At 52.2% G+C, this 13,350-nt stretch carries 12 protein-coding genes; 3 read left to right on the forward strand and 9 right to left on the reverse strand.

The window, feature by feature from the left end; translation table 11 throughout:
• Window positions 1-8: 8 nt before the first annotated feature.
• The 3 genes from BUA40_RS07505 to BUA40_RS07515 all read right to left on the reverse strand — a co-directional run bounded on the left by BUA40_RS07505 (window position 9) and on the right by BUA40_RS07515 (window position 2,900).
• A complete protein-coding gene (locus tag BUA40_RS07505) occupies window positions 9-395 on the reverse strand; it encodes a hypothetical protein (protein WP_072800020.1) in 387 nt (128 codons plus the stop codon).
• 33 nt (window positions 396-428) lie between these two features.
• Window positions 429-1,757 (reverse strand): GGDEF domain-containing protein, encoded by a 1,329-nt coding sequence (locus tag BUA40_RS07510; protein ID WP_072800021.1) that lies wholly within the window; start codon window positions 1,755-1,757, stop codon window positions 429-431.
• A 123-nt stretch (window positions 1,758-1,880) separates the two neighbouring features.
• The gene (locus BUA40_RS07515) at window positions 1,881-2,900 is read right to left on the reverse strand and encodes a GDSL-type esterase/lipase family protein (RefSeq protein ID WP_255369243.1); all 1,020 of its coding nucleotides are present in this window, start codon (window positions 2,898-2,900) and stop codon (window positions 1,881-1,883) included.
• A 244-nt stretch (window positions 2,901-3,144) separates the two neighbouring features.
• Here BUA40_RS07515 and BUA40_RS07520 point away from each other — a divergent pair, with 244 nt between their 5' ends.
• Window positions 3,145-3,621 (forward strand): c-type cytochrome, encoded by a 477-nt coding sequence (locus tag BUA40_RS07520; RefSeq protein ID WP_143149727.1) that lies wholly within the window; start codon window positions 3,145-3,147, stop codon window positions 3,619-3,621.
• Here BUA40_RS07520 and BUA40_RS07525 read toward each other — a convergent pair whose 3' ends face one another.
• Both BUA40_RS07525 and BUA40_RS07530 read right to left on the reverse strand, forming a co-directional pair.
• On the reverse strand, window positions 3,622-5,475 hold the full coding sequence (locus BUA40_RS07525) for a hypothetical protein (protein WP_255369244.1): 1,854 nt from the start codon (window positions 5,473-5,475) through the stop codon (window positions 3,622-3,624). It lies immediately after the preceding gene.
• 70 nt (window positions 5,476-5,545) lie between these two features.
• Window positions 5,546-6,448, reverse strand: a complete 903-nt coding sequence (locus BUA40_RS07530; protein WP_072800025.1) for a LysR family transcriptional regulator — start codon at window positions 6,446-6,448, stop codon at window positions 5,546-5,548.
• 117 nt (window positions 6,449-6,565) lie between these two features.
• Here BUA40_RS07530 and BUA40_RS07535 point away from each other — a divergent pair, with 117 nt between their 5' ends.
• Window positions 6,566-7,123: an FISUMP domain-containing protein gene (locus BUA40_RS07535; protein WP_072800026.1), complete on the forward strand. Its 558-nt coding sequence runs from the start codon at window positions 6,566-6,568 to the stop codon at window positions 7,121-7,123.
• Between the two features lie 21 nt (window positions 7,124-7,144).
• Window positions 7,145-8,827 (forward strand): putative transporter, encoded by a 1,683-nt coding sequence (locus BUA40_RS07540; RefSeq protein ID WP_072800027.1) that lies wholly within the window; start codon window positions 7,145-7,147, stop codon window positions 8,825-8,827.
• A gap of 191 nt (window positions 8,828-9,018) precedes the next feature.
• Here BUA40_RS07540 and BUA40_RS07545 read toward each other — a convergent pair whose 3' ends face one another.
• From BUA40_RS07545 to BUA40_RS07560, 4 genes are all read right to left on the reverse strand, one after another.
• Window positions 9,019-9,810, reverse strand: coding sequence for a hypothetical protein (locus BUA40_RS07545; RefSeq protein ID WP_072800028.1), 792 nt, complete (start codon window positions 9,808-9,810; stop codon window positions 9,019-9,021).
• A gap of 205 nt (window positions 9,811-10,015) precedes the next feature.
• Window positions 10,016-11,182: a ribose-phosphate diphosphokinase gene (locus tag BUA40_RS07550; RefSeq protein WP_072800029.1), complete on the reverse strand. Its 1,167-nt coding sequence runs from the start codon at window positions 11,180-11,182 to the stop codon at window positions 10,016-10,018.
• A gap of 158 nt (window positions 11,183-11,340) precedes the next feature.
• Entirely contained in the window at window positions 11,341-12,603 is a 1,263-nt protein-coding gene (gene lysA / locus BUA40_RS07555) for a diaminopimelate decarboxylase (RefSeq protein ID WP_072800030.1), read from the reverse strand.
• A 196-nt stretch (window positions 12,604-12,799) separates the two neighbouring features.
• Complete coding sequence (locus BUA40_RS07560) at window positions 12,800-13,276, reverse strand: glycogen-binding domain-containing protein (RefSeq protein ID WP_072800031.1); 477 nt, start codon at window positions 13,274-13,276, stop codon at window positions 12,800-12,802.
• Window positions 13,277-13,350: the final 74 nt, after the last annotated feature.

The raw sequence follows: 13,350 nt of genomic DNA on the forward strand, positions 1-13,350 counted from the left end.
GAGGGAGATTAATCTCCGTTGTGGAAGTTTACAACGATTTTACAATCCGCATCGCAGGTCGCTTCCCACCGACATTCTGGCTTATCCATTATGGATAAATCCCTGCAAATTCCGTCAAATTTGAGGATTTCCGGGTTTTCTGCACTTCGGCTATAGGTGACCTCGTAGCTCAGTTCGCCCGCAGAAGAGGCCTGCACCGGTGGTTCGGCCATCAGGCGAGCTGTGAGCAAAATCACACAGTTGTCTTTGCGGGGCATCTTCGATTCGTCTTCGCCCTGCGCCAGGTTCCAACGGATCTGAATAGGCTTGAAATCGACCTCAGGTTCTTTCTTGGCACAAGATGCAAAGAGAAAGAAGATAGCGAAGAGGACGAGTAAAAAATCACTGCGAGACATACGTCCTGTCTACTGCCTACTTCCTACTGTCTACTACCTAGTATGGCGGAAGGTGGCGCTGGTGACGCGGTTACGGCCATTTTCCTTGGAGGCGTAAAGGGCCTTGTCGGCGCGTTCGAACAAGCGCTTCGGGTCTTCGCCGGCGATCATTTCGGCAATACCGAAGGAGCAGGTGATCTTCTGTTGCTTGATCAGCTGCGTGTTTTCGATAGCCATGCGGAGCTTTTCAGCAAGGAACTGAGCGTTCTGGATCGGCGTGTCGCCGCAGAGAATCACGAATTCTTCGCCGCCCCAACGCACCAGGGCGTCGGTGTTGCGGATCTTACTCTGGATAAGCTTTGCGAGGTTCACCAGGACTTCGTCGCCTACCATGTGGCCGTAGGTGTCGTTCACGTGCTTGAAGTGGTCGATATCCAAGATCACGAAGGACACGGGGCTGTCGTTCTTGCTCAAGTTCTCTTGTTCGCGCATGAGCACGCTGCTGAAGCCGGCACGGTTCAGGCAGCCTGTAAGCGGGTCTTCCTTGCTGGACTTCTCGTATTCGGTCTTCTCGATTTCCAGGGCGCGCAGGTTCTTTTCCAGTTCTTCGCGCTTCTTCTTGCTGGCCGTACGTTCGCGGCTGTAGTCAAAGAAGCGGATCATGAGAATCACGAAGAAGGTGATGAACCAGAGGGCCACGAGTGCCGTCGAGAGTTCTGCCTTCGAAATTTTCTTGCCCTTGAAGCAAAGTCCCTTGATTTCAAGAGTTCCGTAACCGAGCGGAGCGTTGGTGCCCGTCTGGATTTCGATGAGCGGAATGTTTGAGAGGTCGACTCTTGCGTTGTGGACGTTGATTTCGTTCTGGGCCACCCACCAGCTAGCTACGCGGAATTCCTGCGGAACGAAGACGGCGGGATAGGTTTCTTCGAGAGGGAAAAATTCAATTTCGTTGAACTTGAGCGAAAGTTCGTCGTCGGGGCGGGAGAAGGCGCTGTCGTAGCCGCGCATATAAAGACGCACGGTTCCTTCGCCACGGGGCTTTACCCACACGAAAATGCTGTCGAACTTGGAAAGGTCCTTGCCGCGGGTTTTGCCGTCACCCAAGAAGATCTTGACGCCCACATACGGGTAGGCGTAGCCTTCCTTCAGTTCGTAGTCCACGATGATGGAAGAGTCGGTACGGGAAAGCTTCACCGCCGAAGCGCCGCCATCGGCCGAGTCCGTCTCGGCAATGAGATACGGGTAATCGTGGAGGTACAGAGGCTCAATAACGTCTAGACCGTTCTGATGGGCAAAAAGTGCTATGACCGTGATTGCCAAAAGCACGAAAATCAGAATGTTCATCCTGAACAGAACGTATATCTTCTCAAGTATCCTAGACATGGGCGTACCCTACCAAATCCTTCATTTAAATATACAAAAAACGCTAAAAAAGCAACATTCGCTCTTTAAAAGTGTGCGCTTCATAACGCGAATATGCAAAAAAATCAGCGTTTGTAAGAAAAATTAGCGCGAAAGCCACCTTCCGAGGCGTCCGACGACGGGTCGAATGGCCTTTGCCATGTCTTCGTGAGAATGTATGTCAGGGTGTCCCAGGAGTCCCACATTTGCTGTAGTGAGGGTCATGAATTCCAAATCGGACTTGCCGGCGGCCTTCTGGGCGTCGTAAATCGCCTTTACGGTGGGGGTCAGGTCGTCGTTAGGCCATACCTTGGTGGACAAAAGCAGGAACTTGACTCCCGGATGGGCCTTGCGGAGCTTATCCAGAAGATTGGCGTAGGCCTTCTTGAAGGCGTCATGCTTTGCGTAGGGTGGATTCCCCTGGAAGTCATTGATTCCGATGAAAAGGACTATGACTTGCGGATGGAAAGAGTCGAAATCGTAGCGAATGGTGGATTCCGCAATGCCATTGGCGATGTCGCCGGGGGCTTCACCTGGAACGGTGAATTCGTACAGGCGGGGGATAGGCCATTCCGGCACGATATTGTCGTAGTTGCGGACGAGACCGCGGCCGCTGAAGGCGTTGACCTGGAAATCGGCCTTGTAACCGTCGGCAATCAGAAACGCGAAACTCTTGGAGGCGTTCGTCTTTTCGAACACCAAGGATTCATCCTGGCCGTTCTGGCCTTCGTCACCGAATCCTACCGTAAAGGAGTCGCCGATGAATTCAATGCGTCGGTTGGACGGTTTCGGCGGTTCCTCGAACTTGCCTGATTTGTCGGTGGCTACTCTGTATAGGTGAACGCCACCGGGATTGCTTTCGCTGATTTTGATCAGGCGGTAAGCATGCGAACCGGCACTGCCGGTTGTTTTTACTTTATACACATTTTTGGAATTTGTCGTGAATACGGCGATTTCCTTGCCGTCTTCGTCGACGCGGAATCTGGCTTCGCCTTCTAGTTCAAATTCCAAGGACTTCGCGGCTGCCTTGAACTGCACCATGGCTGCCGGGGCGCTTGTGCGGCTGTATTCCTTGCCGTGTTCCCAACGGCCGGTAAACAACAGGTTTTTCGAAAACTCGTTCACGGAGACCTCCGCTCCAAAAGAAGCTGCCGACAAAAGGGCACAGCCCACTAATGTCGAGTAAATCCAATTCAAACAACGCATGGGGAAAATAGTAGTAAAATAGAAGGCAGTAGGAAGTAGGCAGTAGGAAGTAGACAGTAGGAAGTAGACAGTAGGAAGTATACGGTAGGAAGTGGTTAGTGGTTAGGGATGTGAGATGTGGAATGTGTAATCGCGCGTTTCACATTTTGTTACATTGATTTGCATGAAATTCGCTCGGTTGGCATCTACGGGAATATTGGCTTTGGCGGCTTATGGAATGCTGCTGGGGATTTCTGCGTTTGCCGGGAGCGATAAAGCTACCGAAAGTAAACCGGCGGTGCAAAAACCGGAACCCGGTTCTCCCGGGGACACGCTCACCCGCGAAGACGCCCGCATGGCGCTTCTGGTGTACAAACTCCTCGACAAAGACGGAAAGATCAAGGGGGCGAACCTTAAGCGTGGCGAAAAGCTTTTTATGCAAAATTGCAAGCCTTGTCATGGAGACGATGGCCACCGGTTTAATTTTTCCAACTTCAACGAGCCGCCCGCCTTTATTGGCGACCGTGCCCGCAAGGAAATGCCGACATTCTGGTATCAGTTGAATTTCGGTGATGATGACCGAGGAATGCAAGCTTACATCGACGAGTTCCCGTTACAGGACCTCATCGATATTGCTGGTTACGCTCAAACGATGCCGTAATTACGGCTGGTGGCCGTTGTAGACCTTGACTTCTTGAATAAAGGAAAGTTCCAACAGTTCGGGGACTTCGCTTCCGTAAGGCTGAATCTCGATCGTTTGCGGAGACTTGGCGAGCTTCAAGGCATGCACAAAGAAATTCCTTTCGACTTCGCTTTCGCCGCGCTTGGTCGGGTTCTTCACCTTGGCACCGATCAGGGCGCCGACCGTCTTGGCGTAACGCAAAACTTTCACCAAGTCGAACGTGCTCAGTTTCTGGTAGTTGTTACCATACTTGGTAGAGTTGAGTGCGGTCTGCAAGGTTTCAGAATTAGCGGTGTCCTTGAGCTCGTAGTCCGGAGCCTTTGCTTCGGGCCAGCCTGCTGCAAAGTCCTTGCGCCATTCTTCAGTGGGGGCGCTGGAGCGGTTCACGTTCTTGCGTTCCACGAACGGGCAGTAGCCGTAGTTTGTAAGAATGTCGAAGGCACGGCTTTCCATTTCGGGCTTGAGTACAAAGCCGTAGCCGGCAATGTATTCGTTGGTGCATTCCATGAACTGCGGGAAGCGTGAAAGCTCGTTTAGCACATCGGCGTTTTCGATTTTGAGCAAACGAACTGTCTGGACGCGGGCGCCGTAGTAAGAGGAATTCCATTCGGCAATGGTAGATTCCACGTTGACCGGCGGCTTGATCCAGCCCTTAAAATTCTCAATTTCGGATTCGGCGATGCCGCACTTGAGGCCACGAATGTAGCTGTCGCGGTTCAGCGAGAAGCGCAAGTACACTTCGTCGTTTTCGACCTTGCTCAAGCAGGCGAGCATAAACAGCACTCGCGGAGAGGTTCCGGTGGAGGCGATGAGTTCGAAGTTGGGCAAGCAAGAAATGTTCTGTTCCGGAATCGAGGCGATAGACGATTCGATCCAGTCGCGGCCGGCCTGTTCCAAGGTGACGGCTGCAATCTTTCCGTTCGCCATGGTGAAGCGGACAAGACCCAGGAGCCAGAGTTCGCGGAGCGGACGGGGCAGGTATTCCCACGCAATCAAGCCATCCTTTTCTTGCAGACGGAAGGTGGGATCCATAACCCAGAAAATAGAAGAGGCGACGGGTGCGGTACGCGGCTTATCCAGCATTCTCAAGAGGCGTACGCAATGGCTGCGGTCTCCGCGGAAGCGTTCCTTGAGCCACCAGGAGACCAAGTCCTGATGCAGGCGGAAACCGTTCTTGCGGATGAATTCGAGAGCCTTTTCTGTGGGAACGAGACAGGCGTCTTCCTGTTCCAGCCAACCATTTCCGGTGAGGAAGTTGAAAATCAGGGACAGTTCATTTTCGGCGGTCTTTTCAGAAATACGCTTTGCCGAAGTGAAAGCGTCGGTACAAATCTGGTAGCTGCGGCGGTGCAGCAGGTTGCTGTTGTTGACCTTGAGTTCTCCGGTCATGCCCAAGGCGAGAACTTCGCAAATGTGCCAGTCGATCAGGTTCTGGTAAAAGGCGTCGGCGCCCTTTACTGCCGGCGCATCTTCGAGAGGCATGCAGAAAATGTCTATGAAGTTTGCGAAGCCGTAGTATACGGAAGTGCTGGCAGAAGGACTGCGCCACAATACATATTCGCGGCACATTTCGAGCAAGAAGTTCTGCAGGTCGCGGCACTTGCTTACGGGAACTGTCAGGCGAAGTTCGTTAAAGGTCAGACCTCTAGATGCACTATTGTAAATCAGGACCATGCAGTGACGCTGCCATGGTTCCATCTTCTGGAACAGGCCTGCAACACGATCTTTGTCGTTATAAAAACCGAGAGTTTCGTCTTGGATGAGAGCGTTGTTCAGCAAGCCCTTATGGCCGAATGCTTTCGCGTGCGCGTTGCGAAGCAGCGGCTTGGACATCCCTTCAAAAAAAGCATTCAAATCAAACATCAAATCAACCTTTATTGGGGAGCCAAATATAGTAAAAAAATCAACGGCGTGGCATCTTTCTTTTTTCTGCCCGCTTGAGTAAACCGGTCAAAAAGCGGAAAAATTTCTCGGAACGCGAATTATCCTGCTTTCCATGTCGAAGGGTGATGACAATATCGCGCTTGAATTCGGCGTCGGTAATCTTGAGAAGGCGAATGCGGCGGTTGTTGATCCGTCCCCAAGAAAATTCTGGCCAGAACCCTACGCCGATTCCACTTGCGATGGCATCTTTAACTGCTAGCGCGTTGTCGCTTTCAAAAATGATATGCGTCTTGAACCCGACTCGTTCACAATACTCGTTACAAATATTGCGCAACTGCTTGGATCCGTAGAGCCCGATAAAGTTGGTTTCTTGCAGTTCCTTGAGGGAGATGCTGTCGCGCTTGCGGTATTGCGCTACGTTAGGAACGGCAAGGTAGATGTTTTCGGTGCATACGAAACTTTCTTCGTCGTCGGAACTGAATTTTTGAGCCGAGGCCTTGTAGTTGGCGTAAGTGCGGACGCAGATATCGTAAAGCGTCGTCTCTTCGTTCTGCACTAGGTTGAATCGTAGGTCGGGATCGTTTTGCTTATATAGAATAACGGCATTGGTCACGAAGGTTGAAGCTGCCAGCACGTTCAAGTTTACGGTTGCCGACTGTTCGTTTTCCATGGCGCGGAGCTGTGCCGGGAGAGCCTCGATGTCTTCGTAAAGGGGTTTGACTTTCTTATAAAAATATTCCCCGACTTCGGTGAGCTTGATGTTTCGCCCCTGGTTTTTAAAGAGCTTGACGCCCAATTCATCTTCTAGTTTATGCAGGGCGTGCGTGAGCGCAGGCTGTACGATACATAGGGCTTTGGCGCTTTGTGTCACGTGCTCGGTGCGGGCGACTTCTAAAAAATACTTTAAGTGTGTGAGTTCCATACATTTTTCTTATCTAAAATTATCCATCAAAATAATTGATGAATTAAATATAAATAATCTATTAGACAATATGAATTGAGAGTTCTAATTTTGTCCCCGAAAACGAAAGGAGTATATATGAAACTGTTCTTCAAGACCATTGCAATCACTGCAATCACCCTCTTCACCCTTACCGCCTGCGACCAGGCTAACACTTGCGACTTCGACGCTTCTGCGAATACGCTTTCTTGCTCTGAAAAGACTTACAGGACATCTAATCTTGGTGGAAAAGTCTGGCTTGCCGAAAATATGGCCGTTTACATTCCCGATTCCAGTGTCTGCTACGGAAACGATCACGTGAACTGTGACGCCATGGGCCGCTTGTACACTTGGACTGCGGCGACAACGGGACTTTGCCCGAAGGGATGGACTCTTCCGACTCGGCAGGATTTCAAGAACGCCTTCGGCAATACGTCTGTAGCTACACTCAAGGATGGCTCCTCTTTCAATATGCAGTTTGCCGGTTTCCGCTATTATGACGGAAAGTTTGCCGATAAGGATATCAGCGCCAGCTTCTGGACGAGCGACAGCTACGATGCCTCCAGGGCTTATCTGGTTCGCGTTACCGATTCTACCATTACTTATGAACACTTCAACAAGAATATTTTAGCCTCTGTCCGCTGCGTAAAAGAGTAAATTTAAAGACGGAGGGATAAAATGACTTGGCTAATAGACTTATTTACGAAGCCCTCGGTGGGCCAGCAAGTCCTTGCGATTGCCATTACGGCGGCACTCGGTCTGATGATCGGAAAGATTAAGGTCAAGGGAATTGGCCTGGGTAGTGCCGGAGCGCTATTTATAGGTATCGCACTTGGACATTTCGGGCTCCGCGTAGAACCTAACGTGCTTCATTTTATTCAGGAATTCGGCCTGATTCTGTTTGTGTACACCATCGGTATGCAGGTGGGGCCGGGCTTTATCGATTCCATCCGCCGTCATGGCCTTGTGCTGAATATTCTTTCGACCAGTGTGGTGCTGCTTGGGGTCTTAGTCACGCTGTGCCTGTACTTCTTTACTGATATGCATAACAACGTACCCGTACTCATTGGGATGCTTTGTGGCGCTGTCACGAACACGCCTTCCCTAGGAGCCGCTAACTCAGCCTTTGCCGCGGCCGGGGTGGAAACCTCCCTGACGGGTATCGGGTACGCTGTTGCATATCCGTTCGGTGTTATCGGAATCATTTTGGTGATGATCCTTACGCGAGTTATCTTTAGGCAGGATCCGAACAAGGCTGCTGAAAGTTATTCTGCAGAAATTGCCGCCCACAGCAAGGAAATTGAATCTTGCAGTTTGACGGTGGAAAATCAGAACTTGTACGGAATTATGCTGAAGGATATTCCTGGCCTAGTTGCGAGCGGGGTAGTGATTACCCGCTTGATGCGTGGCGAGAATATCTTTACTCCCAATGGAGAGACCGTGATTGAGCAAGGTGACAAGGTACATATCGTGGGTATGCCTGAAGCAGTCTGCTCCATGGAAAAGATTATTGGCCGTAGACTTGAAAAACCCATTACGCAAGAATCGGGCGATGCCGACAAGAAGATTGTCGTCAAGACGATTTTGGTGACCAACAAGAAAATTCTTGGTCGCACTATCGGTTCCTTGGCACTTGCGGAACGCTATGGCGTAAACATCAGCCGTGTGGTACGCAGCGGATTCAAGTTCACAGGTCGCCTGGATTTACGAATCAAGTTTGCAGACAAACTCCGTGTCGTCGGTACTGCAGAAGGTATCGAGGCCGCGGCGAAGGAACTGGGCAATTCTTTAACAGCACTGGACCATCCAGAAATATTGCCCGCGTTCCTTGGCATCTTCCTGGGAGTCATTGTGGGCAGCATTCCTCTTGCTATCCCAGGGATGCCGACCCCGCTTAAGCTGGGTCTCGCCGGCGGCCCCCTGATTGTCGCTATCGTGCTTAGCCGCAAACGCAAGATTGGTCCGCTGAACTTCTTTATGGCCAATAGCGCAAACCTGATGCTCCGTGAATTCGGTCTGACGCTCTTCCTCAGCTGTGTGGGTTTGAATGCGGGAATCAAGTTCTTCGATGTGCTCTTGAATGGTGACGGTCTCCATTACATGGCCTTGGCGGCGCTCATCACTTTCTTGCCGCTTGCCATCGTTGCTGCTGTGGGACACCTCGTCTTCAAAGTCAACTATCTGTCGCTCTGCGGCGTACTCGCAGGAGCCACCACCGACCCGCCTGCACTTGCATTTGCCAACGGCCAAGCCAACAGCGAAGCGGTCAACATCGGCTACGCCTCGGTTTACCCGCTCACCATGTTGCTTAGAATTTTGAGTGGGCAGGTACTCGCTATCTTGTTACTTCAGGCTATATAAGTCTGCCTAATGGTCTTATGTGAGCAACAAAAGCCCCTAGTATTAACTAGGGGCGGTTGCGAGAGTGAGGCGATATCATATTTCCATGGTGCGATAGAGCCGAACGGTCTTTTTAGTACTCCCTCGAACACTAAACGACCCTCCATCCGGAGGGTCGTTTTTTAAAAAAGTTGAGAGTTGTTCTAATCTTTTTATTCAGCGGGGCAGGCGTCGACGAGTTGACCTTCGAGCGTCGTTTCGCACATATCCTTCATTGCTGCAGGGAGCTCTTCGCAGCCTCCCATGACACCTGGAACAATGCAGTAAATCACATCGCCGCCAGCAGCAGGCTGTTCGCCGGCACCCGGACCAGCAGGTTCTTCACCGGCACCCGGCCCGGCAGGTTCTTCACCAGCGCCCGGCCCAGCGGGTTCTTCGCCTGCACCCGGCCCGGCGGGTTCTTCGCCAGCGCCCGGACCGGCAGGTTCTTCACCGGCACCCGGACCGGCAGGTTCTTCACCGGCACCCGGACCGGCAGGTTCTTCACCAGCACCCGGACCGGCAGGTTCTTCGCCAGCGCCCGGCCCGGCAGGTTCTTCGCCAGCGCCCGGATCAGCGGGATCTTCACCGGCACCCGGACCAGCGGGTTCTTCGCCAGCGCCCGGATTTTCAGTGGCAGGTTCGTCTGTAGCCGGAGTACTTGTGGCGCCTTTTTCGCAACCTTCAACCGGTTTGCCGAACGTCATCGGAGTAAAGAGTGTTCCGTTGCATTGTACGGTATCTTTATCTTCTTCAACATAAACCTTGACGCACATATTAACGGTCTGTGAGCAAGTAAGATTGATCGCATCTTCAAGCGTTTGAACACTTGCCGGCAGGTCGGTCGTCGATGGGGTGGTGGACGGAGTGCCGTTAGACGGACTAGAGGAACTGTCGTCACCGCACGCAACGAAAGAAGCCATTGCAAGGGCGGCGAAAGGAAGGATGATTTTTTTGTTAAGCATTTTGACTCCTATAGAAAAACCTTAATAAACATATATCCGATTCAAAAAGAAACGGATATGCTTGGCTGGTAAAAAAATTTTTATTCGCTCTATTATAGAGCAATAGTATCGTTTTATGGAACTTTTTGTTGCGTTTTCAAGGCTTTTCCGCAAAAAAATCCCCCGGCTTTTCGCCAGGGGATTTAAAATCGTTACTCAGAATTTATTAGAAAAACTGAGGGGGCCAACGCGGGTTCTTCGAGGACATATCGATCTTGTAGAAGTCCTTTTCGAAGCGGCCGTCGTCCATGCCGTACATCTGCATCACGTGGCGAGCAATCCACTTACCGAGCTTGAGCACGGTGAGCTTCTTGCGCAGACGACCCTGGCAGTCACGGTTCATGATATCCGGGAGAGTCGAGGTCGTGAGGATTTCGTCGATAGCCGGGCTGTTGAGCTTTTCACGAGCTTCGGCACTGGTGTGGAAGTGGGTCACGCCGAAGCATACGCGGTTCGGGTTGCCCTTCTTGATGTGTTCGCAGCACTGCACAATCGTCGTACCGGTACGCACCATGTCGTCGAACACGATCACGTCCTTGCCTTCGATTTCTTCGATGCTGATGTCGGAAAGTTCCGGGTTGAAGGTCATGCTGATTTCGCGTTCGCCGGTACGGACCTTGTCCATCACCACGCGCTTGCATTCGGGGAGCTGGAGAGCGTCGAACACGGCGTTCATGAACGGGCGTGCGCCCTTGTCCGGAGAGACGATTACGAGGTTGTTGCCATCCTTACCGGTCTGAACAAAGTTGCTGCTCTTGATGTAGTGAGCGTAAACGTCGGTCGGAATCAGGTTGTGGAAGTTGCCTTCGAACACTTCGTTAAAGAGGTTCTGAACCTTGACACTGTGGTTGTGGCAAGTCACGACGGCGTCCACGCCGGCGGTCTTCAAAAGTTCAGCGTAGAGGTGGCTTGTGAAAGCCTGGCCGTCGAACTTCTTGAGGTCGATGTCCGGGCGATCCTTTTCGAGCGGACCAACGCGGTGCGGACCGCGGTCCTGAGCGCTGTAGAACAAATCGGGTTCCACGAGCACCACCTGTTCGGCACCGTTGTCCTTAGCGGCGCGGGCCAAAATGCAGTTACGCATGGCGTAGTCGTTACGGCTGCGTTCATGGTTCGAAACCGAGCAAATCAAAACGATCTTGCCTTCCAGGCGACGGCCGATATGTTCCATATCGTCCACGTCGAGCATGTAGCGGGGGCAGAATTCGGAGTTTGCGAAGGTCTTCAAGGAGACCACGTCGGAAATATCTTCACGGAGACCGATGTACTGCGCCATGTCGATGGCGAACGGATCGTCGGTGAAGTTTCCGGTCACGATAAAACGATCAGACATATTTACGCCTTGATGTTGAGGTTGAACCATTGGTTATGGGCAAATATAGAATAATTCGATACCCAAATTCAAGGTCGTCATACAATAGGCGACGTATCAAAAAAGACTTTCGCCATTTCTGACGAAAGCCTAAAAATCATAACGAAGCTATGCGACGCTTACAGGTCGATAATCTTATCGTTCTGGAGGAGTTGTTCGAACGTCTGGCGTTCGCGCACGACCTTCAGTTCACCGTTGGTGTACATGGTTTCGGCAGCATAACGACGGCTGTTGTAGTTGCTGCTCATGGCGGCACCGTAGGCGCCAGCGTCATGGAGAACCAGCAGGTCGCCCACCTGGGCCTTCGGGAGCTTGCGGGTCACCACGAAGCCACCTTCTTCCTGCGTGAACACGTCACCGGATTCGCAGAGCGGGCCTGCGACAACGGCGTCGACCGTTTCGTTCAGTTCGCGACCGTCGCGGGCGATAATCGAAATGGCGTGATAGCTACCATAGAAACTCGGGCGAACGAGGTCGGTAAAGCCGGCGTCTACCAAGTAGAACAGGTTGTCGCCCTGCTTCTTGACGGCGCGGATTTCGGCCATCAGGTAACCGCTTTCGGCCACTAGGTAACGACCCGGTTCCACTTCAAGGTGAACCTCGTGGCCGATGCTCTGCTGAATGCGCTTGCGGGCATCGTCCCACAGCTTGTAGTAAGCGTTCACGTCGATGCGGTTGCCCTTGTCTTCTTCGTGATACGGAATCGGGAGGCCGCCCCCTGCACTGATAGTGCGCAAGTGAGAGCCCAGGCGACGGCTAGCATCGACCATGGCATCGCAAACCTGTGCGAGGTGTTCGAAGTCCGTGCCGGAACCGATATGCATGTGCAAGCCTGTGATCCACATGCCGTTAGCCTGAGCGAGCTTGATGCAGTCCTTGATCTGTTCGTGCCAGATGCCGTGCTTGGAAAGGTCGCCACCGGTGTTGGTCTTGCGGGAGTGTCCGTGGCCAAAGCCCGGGTTCACGCGGATGGTGAGTTCGGACTTCACGCCGAAATCAGCGAGCTGCTGGATCATATCCGGCGAGCCCACGTTCACGGCGATGTCATACTTCTTCACGAGTTCAAGAGCGTCCTTGTCGAAGATGTCTGCGGTATAGACAATTTCGGGAGCCTTGCCCTTTTGCTGGCCGCCCTTGAATCCGGCCTTGAGGGCGCGAACGATTTCGCCGGCAGAAACTGCATCGACGACGCAGCCAAGTTTACGGATAAGCGAAACCACGGAAAGGTTCGGGCATGCCTTCTGGGCAAAGCGAACGGTGTCAAATACCTGGACATCCTTCACGCACTTTTCGATAGTGGCGCGGTCATAAATCCAGAGCGGGGTGCCGTACTGTTCGGCTGCCTTCACAAAAACGTCTTGAGGAATAGAATAGTTTGCCATACGGGGGTAAAATTTAGAAAATGAGTATGAGGTATGAGGTCGCACTGACGTGCTTTGAGGTCGCTTCGCTTTGAGCAAGCGGAATGAGGAATGTGGAATTTGCGATGGGTTTACACAAAATGAAAAAGGTCTCGGTAAACCGAAACCTCTCTCGTCTTTCGTCTGTAGCCGCGAAGCGGCGTTCTTTCGTCTAAAATTAGACGTGCTTGACCTTGTTGTCGCCTTCGTCCCAGTACTGGCCGTCGCAAACGAACTTGTATTCGTAATCGCCAGAATCGAGGGTGATCTTGCCAGTCCAAAGACCAGTCTTCTTGTCCTTCTTGAGCATGTCTTTATCAACAGCCCAGTTGTTGAAGGAACCTGCAACAGACACGGTCGTTGCGAGCGGGCAGTTGGCTTCGAACACAACCGTCACCTTCTTGGGAGCCTTAGCAGCGGCCTTCTTGGCCGGGGCCTTCTTTTCAGCAGCAGCCTTCGGGGCGGCCTTCTTAGCAGCCGGCTTAGCGGCAACAGCTTTCTTTTCTGCAGCCGGCTTTGCAGCGGTCTTGCAGGCAGCCTTCTTGGCCGGGGCCTTCTTTTCGGCAGCCGGCTTAGCGGCGGCTTTCGGAGCAGCCTTAGCGGCAACCTTCTTGGCGGTGGCCTTGGCAACTACAGTTTTAGTACCTTTAGACATTTTTATCTCCTTGCTTTGTTTGCGCGCAAAGATAGTAAATTTTTTTCAACCTGTCTAGTTTTGCTATATTTGAG

It is taken from the genome of Fibrobacter sp. UWT2, assembly GCF_900142545.1.
GTDB lineage: Bacteria > Fibrobacterota > Fibrobacteria > Fibrobacterales > Fibrobacteraceae > Fibrobacter.